The organism is Escherichia sp. MOD1-EC5990, from assembly GCF_002965285.1.
GTDB lineage: Bacteria > Pseudomonadota > Gammaproteobacteria > Enterobacterales > Enterobacteriaceae > Escherichia > Escherichia coli_F.
Genome location: NZ_PTRV01000032.1, coordinates 1 through 15,864 on the forward strand (window position 1 = coordinate 1; position 15,864 = coordinate 15,864).

At 40.5% G+C, this 15,864-nt stretch carries 24 protein-coding genes; 3 read left to right on the forward strand and 21 right to left on the reverse strand.

What is annotated here, in order from left to right; translation table 11 throughout:
* Positions 1–93: 93 nt before the first annotated feature.
* The 17 genes from BEB42_RS23770 to BEB42_RS23860 form a co-directional block, all read right to left on the reverse strand.
* A complete protein-coding gene (locus tag BEB42_RS23770) occupies positions 94–321 on the reverse strand; it encodes an EexN family lipoprotein (protein WP_000835348.1) in 228 nt (75 codons plus the stop codon).
* Complete coding sequence (locus BEB42_RS23775) at positions 322–1,080, reverse strand: type IV secretion system protein (RefSeq protein ID WP_097404307.1); 759 nt, start codon at positions 1,078–1,080, stop codon at positions 322–324.
* Positions 1,081–1,090: 10 nt separating this feature from the next.
* The gene (locus tag BEB42_RS23780; RefSeq protein WP_097404308.1) at positions 1,091–3,844 is read right to left on the reverse strand and encodes a VirB3 family type IV secretion system protein; all 2,754 of its coding nucleotides are present in this window, start codon (positions 3,842–3,844) and stop codon (positions 1,091–1,093) included.
* A gap of 18 nt (positions 3,845–3,862) precedes the next feature.
* The gene (locus tag BEB42_RS23785; protein WP_123058323.1) at positions 3,863–4,159 is read right to left on the reverse strand and encodes a TrbC/VirB2 family protein; all 297 of its coding nucleotides are present in this window, start codon (positions 4,157–4,159) and stop codon (positions 3,863–3,865) included.
* Complete coding sequence (locus BEB42_RS23790; protein ID WP_097404312.1) at positions 4,137–4,784, reverse strand: lytic transglycosylase domain-containing protein; 648 nt, start codon at positions 4,782–4,784, stop codon at positions 4,137–4,139. Before BEB42_RS23790 ends, BEB42_RS23785 begins: the two co-directional genes overlap by 23 nt.
* A 32-nt stretch (positions 4,785–4,816) precedes the next feature.
* Positions 4,817–5,029, reverse strand: a complete 213-nt coding sequence (locus BEB42_RS23795) for a hypothetical protein (protein WP_000125172.1) — start codon at positions 5,027–5,029, stop codon at positions 4,817–4,819.
* Complete coding sequence (locus tag BEB42_RS23800) at positions 4,959–5,477, reverse strand: transcription termination/antitermination NusG family protein (protein WP_001446885.1); 519 nt, start codon at positions 5,475–5,477, stop codon at positions 4,959–4,961. Before BEB42_RS23800 ends, BEB42_RS23795 begins: the two co-directional genes overlap by 71 nt.
* 352 nt (positions 5,478–5,829) lie before the next feature.
* A complete protein-coding gene (gene mobP1, locus BEB42_RS23805) occupies positions 5,830–6,996 on the reverse strand; it encodes a MobP1 family relaxase (protein WP_123005228.1) in 1,167 nt (388 codons plus the stop codon).
* A 2-nt stretch (positions 6,997–6,998) separates the two neighbouring features.
* Positions 6,999–7,544, reverse strand: coding sequence for a DNA distortion polypeptide 1 (gene ddp1, locus BEB42_RS23810; RefSeq protein ID WP_000757693.1), 546 nt, complete (start codon positions 7,542–7,544; stop codon positions 6,999–7,001).
* A gap of 325 nt (positions 7,545–7,869) precedes the next feature.
* A complete protein-coding gene (locus BEB42_RS23820) occupies positions 7,870–8,142 on the reverse strand; it encodes a hypothetical protein (RefSeq protein WP_000160399.1) in 273 nt (90 codons plus the stop codon).
* A gap of 12 nt (positions 8,143–8,154) precedes the next feature.
* Positions 8,155–8,304: a hypothetical protein gene (locus BEB42_RS26545; protein WP_172933979.1), complete on the reverse strand. Its 150-nt coding sequence runs from the start codon at positions 8,302–8,304 to the stop codon at positions 8,155–8,157.
* 291 nt (positions 8,305–8,595) lie between these two features.
* A complete protein-coding gene (locus tag BEB42_RS23835) occupies positions 8,596–8,925 on the reverse strand; it encodes a hypothetical protein (RefSeq protein WP_000866648.1) in 330 nt (109 codons plus the stop codon).
* A gap of 92 nt (positions 8,926–9,017) precedes the next feature.
* Complete coding sequence (locus tag BEB42_RS23840) at positions 9,018–9,233, reverse strand: hypothetical protein (protein ID WP_001180116.1); 216 nt, start codon at positions 9,231–9,233, stop codon at positions 9,018–9,020.
* Positions 9,223–9,468, reverse strand: coding sequence for a hypothetical protein (locus BEB42_RS23845; protein ID WP_000356546.1), 246 nt, complete (start codon positions 9,466–9,468; stop codon positions 9,223–9,225). The genes BEB42_RS23840 and BEB42_RS23845 overlap by 11 nt, the downstream gene beginning before the upstream one ends.
* 44 nt (positions 9,469–9,512) lie before the next feature.
* The gene (locus BEB42_RS23850) at positions 9,513–9,836 is read right to left on the reverse strand and encodes a hypothetical protein (RefSeq protein ID WP_097404320.1); all 324 of its coding nucleotides are present in this window, start codon (positions 9,834–9,836) and stop codon (positions 9,513–9,515) included.
* A gap of 145 nt (positions 9,837–9,981) precedes the next feature.
* Positions 9,982–10,263, reverse strand: a complete 282-nt coding sequence (locus BEB42_RS23855) for a type II toxin-antitoxin system RelE family toxin (RefSeq protein ID WP_000220560.1) — start codon at positions 10,261–10,263, stop codon at positions 9,982–9,984.
* A complete protein-coding gene (locus tag BEB42_RS23860) occupies positions 10,253–10,504 on the reverse strand; it encodes a type II toxin-antitoxin system Phd/YefM family antitoxin (protein ID WP_000121743.1) in 252 nt (83 codons plus the stop codon). Before BEB42_RS23860 ends, BEB42_RS23855 begins: the two co-directional genes overlap by 11 nt.
* Positions 10,505–11,565: 1,061 nt before the next feature.
* Between BEB42_RS23860 and BEB42_RS23870 the strand changes: the two genes are divergently transcribed.
* From BEB42_RS23870 to ddp1 (BEB42_RS23880), 3 genes are all read left to right on the forward strand, one after another.
* Positions 11,566–12,420, forward strand: a complete 855-nt coding sequence (locus BEB42_RS23870; RefSeq protein ID WP_001239324.1) for a replication initiation protein — start codon at positions 11,566–11,568, stop codon at positions 12,418–12,420.
* Positions 12,421–12,444: 24 nt separating this feature from the next.
* Complete coding sequence (locus BEB42_RS23875; protein WP_001074386.1) at positions 12,445–12,891, forward strand: hypothetical protein; 447 nt, start codon at positions 12,445–12,447, stop codon at positions 12,889–12,891.
* Positions 12,892–13,027: 136 nt separating this feature from the next.
* Positions 13,028–13,384, forward strand: coding sequence for a DNA distortion polypeptide 3 (ddp1, locus tag BEB42_RS23880; protein ID WP_097404334.1), 357 nt, complete (start codon positions 13,028–13,030; stop codon positions 13,382–13,384).
* Positions 13,385–13,467: 83 nt separating this feature from the next.
* Here the strand turns inward: ddp1 (BEB42_RS23880) and BEB42_RS23885 are convergent, their stop codons facing one another.
* The 4 genes from BEB42_RS23885 to BEB42_RS23905 form a co-directional block, all read right to left on the reverse strand.
* Entirely contained in the window at positions 13,468–14,031 is a 564-nt protein-coding gene (locus BEB42_RS23885) for a YcxB family protein (RefSeq protein WP_236942413.1), read from the reverse strand.
* A 434-nt stretch (positions 14,032–14,465) separates the two neighbouring features.
* Positions 14,466–14,777 carry a hypothetical protein gene (locus BEB42_RS23895; protein ID WP_000360322.1) on the reverse strand — a complete coding sequence of 104 codons (312 nt, stop codon included), beginning with the start codon at positions 14,775–14,777 and terminating at the stop codon, positions 14,466–14,468.
* A 15-nt stretch (positions 14,778–14,792) separates the two neighbouring features.
* Positions 14,793–15,023 carry a plasmid partition protein ParG gene (locus BEB42_RS23900; RefSeq protein WP_001127690.1) on the reverse strand — a complete coding sequence of 77 codons (231 nt, stop codon included), beginning with the start codon at positions 15,021–15,023 and terminating at the stop codon, positions 14,793–14,795.
* Between the two features lie 51 nt (positions 15,024–15,074).
* On the reverse strand, positions 15,075–15,695 hold the full coding sequence (locus BEB42_RS23905) for a ParA family protein (RefSeq protein WP_000864791.1): 621 nt from the start codon (positions 15,693–15,695) through the stop codon (positions 15,075–15,077).
* Positions 15,696–15,864 lie beyond the last annotated feature (169 nt).

Consider the following 15,864-nt stretch of genomic DNA (forward strand, 5'->3'; position numbering starts at 1 on the left):
CTTTATTATCGAGTTCGGTGACCGCCTGGACGGTCACTTCTGAGAAAAGGCATTTACACAGAATCTTAAACAGGCTCTCCCCATACATCACCCTCAATTTATTGGTAAACCAACCGCCTTTCTCCGTTCAAAAGACAAATGTGCTCGCTTAACGTTCTTACAATTATCAGAATCGCTACCAGACTTCTGACACTCTTCAAATTTTTTGTATGTCTCCTTCGGATGTGCAAGCCACCAATCAACCGATTTTGTTTCTTCAAAACATCCAGAAAGACTAAAAACAGATATAATGACAAGGCCAGCAGTAGCGATACTTTTCATTTAATCATCCTCATATGATTTCATTGCCATATAAGCTTTTCTGTAAGAAGGAGGCACGGCTTCACGTTGCTGTTTTCTGAAAGAAGCCTGAGCCATCTTCTCTTTATATTCTGCAAGATCTCGTTGCTTATCGCGATACATTTGATACTGAAATTTGAGCTTCTCGAACTTCAGTTGTTCAAGTGCCACAGCGTTTGTTGCATCCTGCGTGGCCTTCGTATCCTTCGCATTTTTGACTTGATCAATAAGGTCTTTCATCGTCTGGTTGTCCTGACGAAGCTTGCTCTCCAGCTTGTTACCGTATTCCACGCTTGCCAGTTGAGAAAGGAACGTCGCTTCACATCCCCGTACCAGGTCGCCGGAATATCCCAGGTTCTGGCAGGTATCCGTTACCCTGTAATCTGACAATAACGATTTGGCCTGTTCCGATAACGCCCCTTCAGGATTTTTTATGTAATCGTCAATAAAAGCATTCCCCTGATCATAAATCTGCATCAGTTCCTGACTCACTGACTGTGCGGACTGCACCAGTCCCTGCACATCACGGATACCCGTTTTTGACAGCAGCTCCTGTTTGTACGCATTTATCTGATTTTCGTAATGTTTTACCGTTTCCGCCCATTGCTTAAGGCGTTCTGTCCATCGTCCGGCTTCAATCGCCCATTCCGGGTTGGCGTCGATGGCAACAGGTATCCCCGCCTGAGCGCCGGAAATAACAATCAGGGAAGCGACGAATGCCGCCATAATTTGCTTTTTCATTGGTGATTCCTCAAATCAGGTTCGCCTGTTCCAGATAGGTATCAAGCCACTCTTCCGGCTTCATTCCTTCTTTCCAGATTTCATCGAACAGTTCTAACTGGGGTTTTGATGCACTGAGAACCGGTAAGTAATACGCTGCTTTTCCCAGCTCCAGTCTGGCAAAAGCAGCAAAATCATCACTTTCACCTTTCCTCTGTGGGTTCTTAACAACCAGGAACTGGCGGGACAGCGGATCAATAGCTTTAATTTTGTCAAAATAAAGCTCCCTGACCTGCAAACCATCAACATATTCACTACGTTTGGCTTTCGGGTTTGCCAGATAAATATGAGTGGCGCATTGCTCACGAACCGCTGCCGCAATGGGTGATTTAATCAGTTCATCCGGTGACTGTGTGGCTACGACAAGCACCATATCGAGTTTACGTCCGGTTTTCAGCTTGTTGTAAACAAAGTCCCTGAACGCTTCGTTATTGATCCATTGCCAGAACTCATCCATGTAGATAAGAAGCCTGCGACCATCGGCCAGCATGGTAACCCGATAGATGAGATAGAATGAAGCTGCACTGGCCAGCACCTTATTATCCAGGAACTCCGTGCCATCAATACCGAAAACATCCAGGTTATCGACATCAAACGTGTCTTCCCGATTGTCGAACACCCAGCCAAACTCTTCCCCCTGCGTCCACGGCTTAAGACGGGCTTTAAGTCCATGACGTTTGGTTTCAGTATCATCCGGCTCCTGGATAAGAGGCCGTAGTTTACTGATGGGATAAGAGCGATCTGACCGTTGCATAAGACGTTCAACCGCATCTGAAATCAGGCTGTTCTGGTAATCATCGAGCGGCTCACTGTTGAGAGTACAAAGCAGCCTCACCAGGTCCTTCATAAAAGCGATATTACGTTTTGTTGGCGGCAGTGCGGCGGGATTCCAGCCTGTCGGCTCTCCCTCCTTCACCCGGTAATAAGATCCCCCCATAGCCCGTATACCGACTTCACCTGCCCGGTCTTTATCGAAAAAAACCGTGGTCAGTTTTTTCAGTTTTCTGTTTGCAGGGAATGATTCCGGCGTACCGAACTGCTGGGCGGCAAATGCTTTTGTCATCAGTAATACGGTTTTACCCACGTTAGACGTACCGAGAATTTCGGTATGCCCCAGCGTCGGGTTCTTACCGAAGAAATTCTGATGTTCAGTCGTCATATGGTAATTCAGATGGTAGATATCATTACCTGACCCCCGAAGAGTAATCAGTTTTTCCCCCCAGGTATTTCCTTTTTCTTTTCCTGAAAAGAAATTATGAAAACTTTCCATTTCAGCAAAATTAAGACTACTGAGGGTACTCAGACGAGGGCGAAGCGTATAATTTCCTGGAAGCTGAGCAAAATAAGCTGCGCCAAGACTCAGTGTTGAATAAGTGACAATCAGCCCCAAATCTTCCAGAGTGGAAGTCACGATATTGGTGTCTTTCACCAGACGCTCCGGTGAATCCGCAAAGACAACCAGGGTCTGATGCGATTTCCCGAAAGAAATATATCCGCTGGAAACCATATCCAGTCCGACTTTCAGATCTGCCAGCAAAGATTTGGCAGCATCATCCGTCATTTCCAGCTTATCGATCTGATCATCCAGCGCCTTAATCGCTGACTGCTTATCCATCGCAGTAAAGGACGATGTCACGACATACTCAACGGGGAGATACATCAGAGCATCCAGAATACCGGCATCCGTCTCCTGAAAATAATCCTTAATCTCTATGCAACGAAAATACCGGGCATGGTCTGACGCGGTAATTTGTCCGGCATCATTACCAAAGAACAGGTCTTTTCCTCCCAGATATGTATAAAACGGACTACTGCTAACCCTGACCTTTTGCCATCGACCAGAAAGCAGATACTGGAACAGAGATAACTGATCTGAATAAACAACCCCATGATCTTCATAAATCCCAAGACGTCGGGAATGAAAACGGGACAGATAGGTGTTCAACCTGTCGCAAATTTCATTCATTTCATTAACAGGCTCTTTAAAGATATCTTTTTGTTTTTTACCGCGTGAAAAGAAATGCGTTACTTTATCTTCCGTAGTAAAAGGTTTAAAACAAATCGTCAGAAATAATTTATTCTCGAAAAATTCAGACTGAGGGAATGACTCGTAATAATCATTCATTACTCTGTTCACAAAAGGAATTTTACTGTTAAATACTGGTCTGACGTCCTTTTTACACCTGATACGATGAGGATACAGCGTAACAGATTTCCCTTCAAAGCTACGTATAAGCGTATTGAGCTGATCTGTCAGAATTGACAAATCTTCAGAATCAACACACTCAAAGTAAGCACCGTCTATCTGCCAGGTTGCCAGCAAATCCCGGTTTTTTGTAACGATAATGTTGTCAGTGATATGTGAAGAGTACGGAATTAACTCTTCAACAGAAGACTGGTCTTTCAGCTTCATAAAGTTATCCACTTTTGAAATATCAACTTCGTCGTACTGGCTCCCCGCATAATGGACTGCGCTGAATCGCTTGTTTGATAAAGGATGCCCTTTGACAAGGGTTCTCAGATACAGAAGGTCAAAAAAGCGTTCATCAAACTGTGTTACACGCCTGATGGCATACCAGCCAGGAAGAATGAGGGCGTACATAGCCTCATGAATCCAGACACCAAGCAGAACACAAATAATGCACATTCCAAGAAAGGGGTAGAGCGGAACGCCCAGCCCCCTTATTAAAGCAGGGCGCGTAAGACCTTTAAAAAGAGTACTCATAGTGCGCCCATCCTTTAATTACGCAAGCCAGTCAGGAATATATGGTGCAACAATAAAGATGATAATTCCGATAACGAGTGGGACTATCCATGCGGTATGTTGACGCGAAAATAATGCAATATATCCAATAACAAGAGCCATAATTGTAATTGCCGGTTTACGAACATCCGTTAAAAAATCAATTATTTTCTGTAAAAAACCAGTTGTCTTCGTAGACACATCATCCGCAAAAGCAGGTTCTGCAACACAAAGCATCAACGCAGCCATAAATAGAGAAAGCGTTAAATAACGTTTATTCAGATTTAATTTCAACATCTTTTGTTTCCTTTTCATTTGATACAGTGCCACGCATGGCGTATTGAGGATATATAGTGATTTCTTCAGGTGTGATAGTCGTCTTATTCTCCTTTTTAATCATTTCCTTTACAGAAGGAACAATAAAACTTTTTTTATTATCAGGAGGGCTAAATCCTATACGTTGTACATAACTTGTATTATTAAATTCAGGTTCTGGCTTTACTCCTGTTTCTGGATTGCCGGAATAATAGCAACTCAGCCCACGCACTAAGTCGCCACCTCGTTTATAACAGTCAACCAGTATTTTTTCTGATACCTTAAGATTTTCGCATGGATCAAACATTTTCTCTGCTGTTGTACCAAACTCTGCAAAATTGGTACTCGTTATTTGCATAAGTCCTACAGAGTAACGATGATTCCGTAATTCAATGTTTTTAACGATCTTAAGTGCTGCCTCCTTTGATTCAGGAAAGTAAGATACTACGCCTTTATCACCAGGTTTGCGTTTAACCTTTGGTATTATTTCCGCAATCGCATATGGGTTAAAACCTGATTCAACCCTGGCAACTTCGTGCGTTGTGTCGGGATGAACGCTGGCAGCGCATTGCATGGCAAGCGCAAGAAAAGTAGAAGTAGATAACATAAATATTCCACATTCAGAACACCGGGGCGCTATCACTCGTCAGGAATATCAGCCCCATGAATAAGCTCTTTCATCGCCTGAGATTTGTATTTTTTAATAAGATACTGAACAAAACCAGAATCAGAGATACGCCTCCCCCTCTTGAAACTTATTTCAATTGCAATTTTTTCAACTTCAACACGAACTTCTGTAGGAAGGTAGAGTACATTGCGTTGCGGTTTCCGCTTTCCTTTTATAGCTGTCATTTTTTAACCTGTCGTATTTTCTGTTACACACATAGTCGGCAAAGACTTGTCCACGCTTTGAAGCGTCTGCAAGGAGAAGTATTTTTGCCAGACAGGAGTTATTCATCAGGCTTAAATTCATCGAAAAAATCTTCTCCTGCTCTTTTACTTCATTTATGACACTCAGAGGAACTTCAGCAGGATATTCACCAAAACTGACCAGTCCATAAACATTTTTCATCCGGGTAAAGCAGGATGGATGTACAACCTCAAAATCCAGAAGAACGAATACATAACCGGGAAACATTGGCATGATTTGTCCCCTGTATGCACTACAGTCACGCCTCTTATAGAAAGTGCGTATAACTGGATTGTAGTAAGCGATACCGCTCCGGGATAACTGCAACAGAACCGACTGATGAAAATGCGGAGAACACTGAAGCAGGTAAAACTGTTTCTGTCCTTTCATACTCAATCCCCGATATACAGATGTGACAAAACACAAGCCAACCGTGGTTGCTTGTGAGAAATCACGCCCCTATGAAGAGAGACTTTTTACTATTGCGCGAAGTTTATACTACAAGTGACTTATGCTAAGTTCAACACATAAAACAGATCTTTCGATCTTGATAAATCAATTTTACTTTCATTTATTCCGTATAAGCAATAAAACACAGAATATTCATCTTTTGCAGATCTGTTTTTTAGATCGATAGATCGAATGATAGCTAAAACGCAGAATTTCGATCTGTTTTTAAGGTGAAAAGATGAGCAAGCGAACTAAAATAAATATTTTTCTCGCATAATCAATACATTAAATCTTATAAGCCCCAAAATTTAATCCCTGTTTTCAGCTTCTGTTCTGACTGTAACGTGGATGCTTTCTGCTGCGTAAACTGCGCCATTCGCTGTTGTTGCTTCAGCAGCATATCAGGGCTGTTCAGTACCAGCTCTTTGCTGGCTGAAGGTTTTCTGTCTACGCCCTTAACCCCCAGATTTTCTAAATGCCACTCATTTCTGTGAACCGTTTTCCAGCCATGCTGAACACCATTTTTATCGAGCGCCGGGATTTTTACTTCTTTCTGACCAAGTTTCTTCAGTCTGACAAGATCACCTGCTTTAACGCTTTCCCGCGAACATAAGTCCCCAAAATCAGCCCCCCAGTATGTTTTCTCAACCCCCTTGTTAAGAGTCTTTAGCTTTATAAAATGTTGCTTAGACTTTGTTTTATCGTTCTGATAATGGTCATAGCCAATATCAACAACCTCATAAACACCTTTCTGTCTTTTTGGTGCTGTATTATGTGCATCTTTAACAGACTGATTAAGTCCATGCTGTTGCTTATGGGTCGCTTTAACGTCATAACCTTTTAACTTCAACTCTTCACAAAAACCTGTACGAATTTCCCGTAAATCTTTTTTCCTGATATCAGCGCGTTTACCGTCATTATCTCGGATACGAAAAACAACATGAACGTGAGGATGTTCTTTCTTATCACAGTGGTATCCAAGAACAAAACGGTGATTAGGATATTTTTTCTGCATCGTTTTCCTGACAGACTCCAGCAAATCTTCAGGCTTTACTTTCGCTGAAACTGGAGGCGAGAAGACAATATTCTGTGTGATTTTTTTATTTTCTTTACCTTTATCATTCATCACATGCTGAGGATCATTAGCACGATCTATCATGTGCTCTTTAGCTTCCAGAATTTCGTCACCCGTCCATACCCGACCGCTTTCACTCATCACTGGTAGCTCTGACTCACGGCTCATATAATCAATACTGTTCCGAATCCCCTGACGAGTAATAGCACCTCCAGATATTTTGACAACAACCTCCTTACTGGCACCCTTGCGGTTGATACGTTCCTGAACATTGCGGCTATAGTTCTTTCCACCATTTTTGACTTTGTGAGCGAAAGCTGACTTACGACCATTTTCTGATGACTTTCGTTTAACACGATGTTCTTTATCAACGTAAACGCCCATAATCACATCTCCACTTTATTTGAAACAGTTCTCCCTTTACATAACATAATGTAATTCTCAAACTGATTCTTAAGATTAAAAATTTCTGTTGTAAGACGCTCCGCATCCTGATAGAAACCATCTTTATCAAGAACCCTGGTCTGATCATTAACAATGATATAATGGAAATTACGACCGATCTTATCAATTGAATTACGGCAACGATTCATCATCAGCAGTTCCTGGTCAAAGAAATCCAGTTCATTTTCAAGTGTCGTCTGTATGCGGTAACGACATTCTCGTGATAACGTCCATCCGTGACGATTAGCAGCTCTTTCAATATCAGCCCTTTGTTTACCTGTTAAGTACATCGTTGTTTTGATAAAATCATTATTATCAAAAAACGTATTTATATCCTTACTGACAGCTTTACTTTTTAATAAAGCATTTGCTAAAAGTTTCATGCCTTTAGCTACTGTTAAAGCTGGTTCATCCGGATAAAGAGTTTTAAGGCAATCCAGCAAATCATCATGCTGATTTTCATCAATTCTGAATTGAACTTTTTTCATAAAATTCTCCAACAAGAACCGACTGTAGGTCACCGGGCAAATGTTGCGGAATGGCGTCAGAGACGTCATTTTACGGCGTTTGCCCTATCCTGCATCGCAGTGAATCTGGCGCCGCTCATAAATTGTGCTTGAGCATCAACAAAAATGCAAAAAGGCTGATGTTGTCATGGCTGAACATACGTACGTCTGCGACCGGAAACCCGATCAATGCGGTAAGGACAGTGCCGTCAGGTTCGCTCCGCGAACGGTCTGGCAGGAAGCGCAAGCGCAGTCCCGCGCAATATATCAGAAAGCACCTCCCGAAATACGGGAGGGCTTCGGCTATTCAGCTAAGGTTGCTCTGTTCAGGTTGCTGAGTGTAGCCTTCCATGCCCTGACGGGCATCAAAAAGCCAGCGCCGGAAGTTACTCATTCTTTCAAGGTTAGCTTTGCTTGGTTTTTTGCCACGATTACCACTTAATATCCGCCAGACTCGTATTCCTGCTTTATTAGTCCAGTGCAGAACAATTTCTCCTTTGCTGTTAAAAGCAAGAGAAAAGCGTACAGCGCCTTGCCGCAATTCTCCACTGACAAAGGACACAAAATCATGTTTTGTCATAAAGCCTCCGGTTTATTTATCTGTTCTCTTTTGTGTCTTTTTTTCCAGTGCTTTTCTGAGTAATGCCATATACTCAGGAAAGACATGGAATGGCATCAAAGGGAAAACCGGACGCCCACCATTTTCAACGTCATTTATTGCTGATAATATGCGTTCCGACATTTTATTCCTCGCAATAGAATCAGGTGTCACGGTATCAGGTTGCCCCACAACCTGATACCATCTTTATCTTTACTTTATTAACTTCTCAATTGCTTCTTTTTTTGCTTTCTCCTGTTCTGATGGTGGGTATGCAAGGTCATACCAGTTATCAATACAATGAATAACTCTTTCTTTAGATAATCCACATTGCTCAAATCAAAATTTTATATTTCGGTTTAATGATGCTTTTGCGCTAAACTCTCTTTCCATTTTCAGACCTTTACTAAAAGGGGGAATATCCCCCCTGATTAATTAGTAGTAAGAAGAAAATCGATGTTTTTCTTCCGGTAGAGTTTTATACGCAGTTTCAAAATCTTCGATTTTGATTGCCAGCTCATCACCAAAATCTTTTATCTGACGCTTAAAACATTCACCAGTAAAATCATTTAAAACGGGAGTTTTAAAGCCGACCATTGAATCGGTATATTCTGAATTGGCGCGAATCTCGCGAACGGTGACGGTTTTTTTACCGTGAACAGAAAGAACCTGGTAGAAGGTTACATTGGTTTGCTCATAGCCCCATGATGATACAAAGATATCACCAACAGAGACAGTATCATTTTTAAAAGTTAATACTTTCATTTTTAGCTCCCGCCCAGCTTGGGCTCTGGATGAAAGAGAACCTGTTTCCCTTTCCTGTGTTTTATTATACCTGCATTTGCAGGTATGGCAAGTTATTTTTTTACCAGCCTGTAAGACGGATGCATATTTGCTAATAACAATAAATACTGATATTCACCAATAGATAAAGAACGACTGGCCTTACCTGCACTTTCTTTCATCTGCCAGGAATTCAGTTGATAACCAAAAATATCAGCAGCTTCTTTAAGAGTAAGACCTGCCGCAACCCGCGCATTCTTTACTTCTTCAGGTGTAGGTTTATTCTGCATTTTCATCCCCTTTTGTCAGACAATCACACAAAACCCCATTATCCAGAAGCATCAATGATGCCAGGTTGAGTTTTTCGTCCATTATCAATTTTCTTACTGTTTTCCTGCTTTTAGTTTTATCAATCGTCTTAACATATTTTAAGACGTGAAAAACCGTATCCCCATCTTCATCCATCGTTCTGATTACATAGGAGTAATTACCTCTGTTTTTCTTAATTATCTTATCTTTATCCATATTATTCCTCATAACTAAAAAAGGGGCTTAATGCCCCTTTTTATCTATAACACGGTATGTAACCCTGTTTCCTGTGTAAATAAACGCGCTAACTGATCACAATAGATATTATCGAATCTTGAAATATCTTTAACTTCAGCACCACGTACACGAGAAAATTTCACCTGGTACGTATCAGTAAAATCCAGTTTAATTTTTACTAAGTTGATGCCTTTCATTGCAAAATTTGACGGCAAACGGAAAGTTAACCCACACTCACCGTTTTCATCAAAGTAAGAAAAACTGTTAGCACCAGTCATAACAATAAAACGATTACCACCAAGTTGACGTAAAATCTCTGTGGCTACAGATTTAGCGTAGTTTTGCATTTTTAACCTCCCGCCCACTTTGGGCTCTGGATGAAAGAGAACCTGTTTCCCTTTCTTGTGTTTTATTATACCTGCATTTGCAGGTATTGCAAATTTTTAATGCTCTCGCTCTGACTGTAAACAGTCAATCATTTGATGATTAATCTTAGCGCAAATCTGCAATCTGATAGACTTCGCTGCTTTCCCTTCTTCCAACGGCAATAACGAGTAAAACGACTTTCTCATCAATGACTTGATATACAAGTCTGTAGCCAGATGCACGAAGTTTGATTTTATAGCGATCAGCATGACCATGTAACCGGGCTGCGGGTACGCGTGGATTTTCCAGCCGTTCTGCCAGTTTCTTTTTGAATTGTTCACGGATGGTGTGGCCGAGTTTCTGCCATTCCTTCAGTGCTCTACGGTCAAAAGCCAGTTCATAGGTCATCCAGGTTAACCTTCACAATTTCCGGGTTTTTCATGCGCTCATCAGCAACAGCGTTTAACTCAGCATCTTCAGCGAGTTCCCGATAGTAGGCGTAAAGTTTTGGTGGAACGCAATAGAACGCCGGTTCGTTTCGGTTCAGGATCGCAACAGCGTCCCCTTCACCTTCAGCTACGGTTCCCATAGGATTTTTTTTCAGGTCAGTAATACTGGCCGCTGTGGTTGTCAGAATTTGATAGCTCATAAGCCCTCCGCTTGTCTCATTGGCATAATAGCATCTTTAAAAGCACTCTTAAAAGTGCTTATGTTGAGAAAAACATCAGAACAGGTGAGATATGGCTCTTTCCGACATCGCCTTAAAACGCTCTGTAACGCGTTCTGAGCGTTTTTTCCCGTTTCGTTGTAGTCAGCTACGGTTTAACGGTTTTTAACGCCGCTCAACGCTTTTTAGCGGCCTTGTTGCTGTGATCTGTTGCCATGATCCGGATAGGAGTTCAATCTTGATCAAAATTTCCTCAAGGCAACGACTGTTTTGTAAATACCCTCTAAAACGCGCTGTATCGCATTCTGAGCGATTTTTTCGATTTCGCATGGTTTCACCATGGTTGTATCGAACGAAGCGGCAGAAAGCGATTCAGGGCTTCTCAGTGAAAGATCCAAAAAGGATCAATCAACGGATCGTATGATCTGAACTCTTCTGGTTTTGAGAAAGGAGACACCGCTCGCCGCAGCCGAACGACCGAGCGTAGCGAGTTAGTGAGCGAGGAAGCGGAACAGCACAAGGATAACATCAGGCAATTACGCGCAGTGGTTAAAAAGCGAGCATATTGTTTTTATGTGTGGTTGTCCTAGTTCAGAGTGATCTGTCCTCTGGGTTTACGCAAAGTTATCCACAGGCACTGTGCATTTAAAAAACTTATCTTTTCTTCTTGATCTTAAAAACTTAAAAACTTAGAGCGTCGTAACATTATGATAAATATAATAAAAAAACGCTAAACATGAGAGGATTTTTAACGTAAGGTGAGAGGATCTTTAACATAAGGTGAGAAGATTTTTAAGTAAGGGTGAGAAGATTTTTCACTAAAGATGAGAGGATTTTTAACGAAAGGTGAGAGGATTTTTAAGTACATCCACAGGCTAAAAAAATATCATGTAAAACATGATGTTATGAATTCATTTTGATGTGAATACATAAAGATCTTTATATCTAAAGGTGATAAGTTTTTTAACTAAAGGTTGTAATGTGTTGTTGTCATACAACCTTTATAGGGTTATCATTTAGCCAAGTGATACGACTTATCTATAATGAGGCTTCAGGTGAAAACTGTAACAGGGTTAACGAAAGTCAGGCATAGAAATGAGGTTGGCGTTACTCTGGCATCTCTTTCTCTTTCTGCGAAACGGGTTTTATTTCTCGCACTTTGTCAGATTGATACAAAGGAAATGTTGAATGATGATATTTTGGAGGTTGATGCTGATTTTTTTTCTAAGACAACTACTTTGGATAAATATGCTGCATATGCGGCCTTAAAAGAAGGTGCAAAAGTTCTGGCTTCAACGACATTAGTTTTAAATAGAGATGATTTAAAAACCCTATCTAATGAATTGGGAATATCAACATCTAAAAACAAGATACCTGACAGATTGGATTTAAATTTAACCGAATTTTGTGCCTATTATGATCATTTGGCTACTGTTCGTATTAAATTTACTAATACTGCAAAAAGATACTTTTCAAAACTTATTGGCTCTGAAAACAGATATACAACACAGGTGTTAAAATCTGTTGTTATCTTGAACAGTGTAAACTCCACAAACTTATATCAGGTTATCAGAAAATACTATAGTTTAAACCCTGCGAGTAAATCCTTCGAAATTTCAGTTGACCAACTGAAAGAGGAAATGGGGCTTTATAATATTGAAAATGGTGAGAAGGTATACAGATATCCAAAGTACTCTTTTTTTATTCGTGATGTTATAAACAAAAGTATAAGAGAAATCATAGAAAAGACAGAGATAAGGGATATAAAATTTTCAGTGGCAGGAAAAAAAGGACGTATGGTGCATATGCTAAGATTTGATTTTTCTCTCAATGAAGATATTTCTCTTTCTGATGATGAAGCTAAATTCTTGGAAGAGTTTGATAAAAAAGTCCTCTAGTGAATATATGATATGAGGTAACTCATGGCTAAAATCTATCAATTCCCTCAGGGGGAAGAACGTGCTAAATTCAGGAAAGAAATAGCCAGGGAGCGTAAGAAACGTTTTGCAGTGAAAACAGGGAGCACTTTTGTTAAGTGGCTTGGCTGGGGATGGTTTTATCTTCGTCTTCTTGTCGCGAGTGTTTTACATTTTATCTTTGTTTTTGTGTTAGCCATTCTTGGTGCGTTTAAATGGGCTGTATTCTGGCTGGGTGGTATTTTGTGTGTCATCACCTGGTATCATCTCGATCACCAGTTATGGACGCCACAAAATCTGACTATACCGGTGATTACGGCAACCTGGATTTTGGGACTGCTGGCTGAGCCTCTGATGGAGCTGCTCAACAAAACTATGCCCTGGCACAAGTTACTTGTTCCCGAACCTGCGGACGAAAGCACCGAGAACAGTAGCGAGATAAGCCAGCAATGATGCTACTCAGCGGTTATGCCAGTCCCTGCCTTTTCACTGCGATGCAGGATAGGGCAAACGCCGCAAAATGACGTCTCTGACGCCATTCCGCAACGTTTGCCCGGTGACCTACAGTCGGTTCTTGTTGGAGAGTTTTATGAAATATTTGATCAAAGAGTTTATTAACGAAAAATATACTAAGGCTGTTAATATTTTAAAGGATAACCTTAAAGAACACTATCATGTTTTTTATTGTGTGAGATTAAGTGAGATTCTTTTTCCTGCCAGTGAATATGGAACTGAACAGTTTTTTAGTGATTTTGAAAAGATAAACTCCATTTCATTACCTGTCTTAGTGTTTGATCTCAAAGAGGGTGTTCCTGTGATTGTCATTAGTCTTGATGATGTCAGCTACTGTGATGTTCTGGACGAAATGGATATTGATTTTATGAAATGTGATTCGCTGGCAGAATTGCTTACCAGCGATAAGCTGGATGCGTTATTTAAGGATTGAGTCTTATGTCCCCTTCTCTGCGACTTAACCTTCCTTTTTGTTTTTCCTTTTTCATTCTATTGTGTTTTTTGCTATTTGCTCCTTTACAAAATTATATAATTTTTCGGTTTCTTCTCCATTTTTAAAAACTCTTCTGGAATGATTATGCATCTGTTTTCTTTTGTCTGGATAAATAGAAATCCTTTCTTACGGTATGTTTTTTTTATGTTATTCCAGAAAACCTTCGAACTACCAATTTTCATGATTTGCTCAATGTATGAACGATTTATTTTGAGACGTAACATTAGTTCAGAATCTCTTATTTCTGATAAATAGTTAGTCCTCATTACTTTTTTCATCAAATAATCATATATATATAATAACCCGATAAATATAGCTATTAGTGTAAATGTAATAATGGAAAGAAATTTTGCTCTTTCTACATAATCAGGGTCTTTTGGGGCGAGAGCAATCAAACCAAAAAGTATTATAAAATCAAATAATGCTGCAAATGAAAGAACTAACAATGCTGCTTTTTTTATAAGCAAAATATAGCCATAAGGTTCTATATGTTCTTGTTTTTCTCGTTCTTTTATTAATTTGCTTGCTTCTGTTTTTTCTAAAACAGATAGCGTGAAGTTAATACTGTATCTATTATCTGATGCCATTTTTCTTCCTCGATATTATGATGTTAAGCAGTTCTAAACCAGAACCAGACAACAAAACCAATCATCACCAGGGTCAAAAGTGAATCAATTACTATCCGTATGACAAACGTATGATCTCCACGATAATAATAAACAGGAGGAGCCATCTTGCGATGTTCTTTATAAATTCCTTTTTTATAGGATCTGTAGTTATCAAATAACCTCCAGCATCCCAATAAAAGACCAGCTAATACGATGAATATTCTCATTATTATTTTGCCTTTCCTGTCCTCAATCAGTAAGACGGCTCGACAATCCATATCCCTTACTCACAGTCAATGGCCTTATTATGCCTGTTAGCGAACCATACTAACCAGGCTAAAAATCGCTGATTACCGCTGTATATGGTTTTATTCCCAACCATAACAACATATCTATCATTCTTAGCCATAATGCTAACCTAACTTTGCAGATTCAAGCAGCCAGTGGTTTTTCCGGTTCTCGTCCAGGCTATCGAAAGCGGCCAGCGCCGCTTTGAGAACGGTTGTTTTGCTCTGACCAGTCCTGATAGCTTCAGCTTCCAGGATTTCTTCATAGGCTTCGGTTAGCCGGAAATTCAGTAGTCTTGCTTTTGCTGTCAATTGCTTACTGTTTTCTTCAGGAATATGGCTTGCCGAAGGATTTAGTTTTGATGTGACTTCTGTTACCACTTCTTCCCGTAACGCTTCTAATAGCGTTTTCAGCGCATCAACGACGTTTTTATCCATGATATTCCTCAGATATTATTCGTTCTCTTTGAGCCATTCATCTACAAGCTGGTTCACCACATCAGTGATCGATGTACCTTTTTTGGCACATGCAGCCTTAAACCGGGTGTGTTTTTCTTCGTCAAAATTGACGTTAACACGTTTGATTTTTCCAGATGATACTGGTGCTGTTACTACTCGTTCCAGATCTCTGTTTTCACCAAAGGTCATTTTTTTTACTGCCGTATGCGCTTTTTCAAGTGGCATTAAGCTTTCTCCGGTTGTTATACTTATTTGATTATATGAGTAAATGTGTAATTACTCAAATGTGCTAACTATCTCTTTTGTAAGGATTTCTATTTCACCTTTTGCTGCACCATCACTGGATTCAAACACGCTGTCACCATCCAGAATTGATTTCACGTAAACCTGACGTTGTGTAATGGCCGTACGGAAGGATTTAACACCGGTGTCTTTGATACTTTCTTTCAGCACATTGAGCATGGTTGCCATTTCTATCTTACGGGTGATCAGAAAGCGGGCTTCAACTTTGCGGCTGTAAGCCTGTGCTTCCAGAACAGTAACGACGCTTCCTGCTGCGGAGAAATCCAGGGGGCTGGGGGTGACAGGGATTATTACCAGATCGCTTACCATGACGGCTGCGGAGGTGATTACTGAGAGCGAACCTGCTCCGTCCACAATAGCAAAATCATAGTCCGCCAGATCTTTTCGGATTCCATAGACGTCTTTTTCAGATGCTGCTGTAAATACGTCAAATGCTGCCTTGCCTGCTTTGCTCCAGTTCGTCAGGCTCATTTGTGGATCTGTGTCTACCACAGCAATGTTGTATCCGCTCCTGCTCAACGCAGTGGCTATGTTGATTACGGCAGTTGTTTTGCCTGAACCCCCTTTAGGATTCAGAAATGAGATTACTTTCATACTCAAACCCTCAATTGTGTATCTACTCAATTACTCCTGTGAGTTTTTGAGTTTACCATACTCTTTGTATGAGTAAAGGTTAATATGAGTCTATGTGTATATGAGTTAAAGAGTGTTTACTCATTTGAGTTGTATTGTGTATATGAGTATTTGAGTTTATGAGTATGTG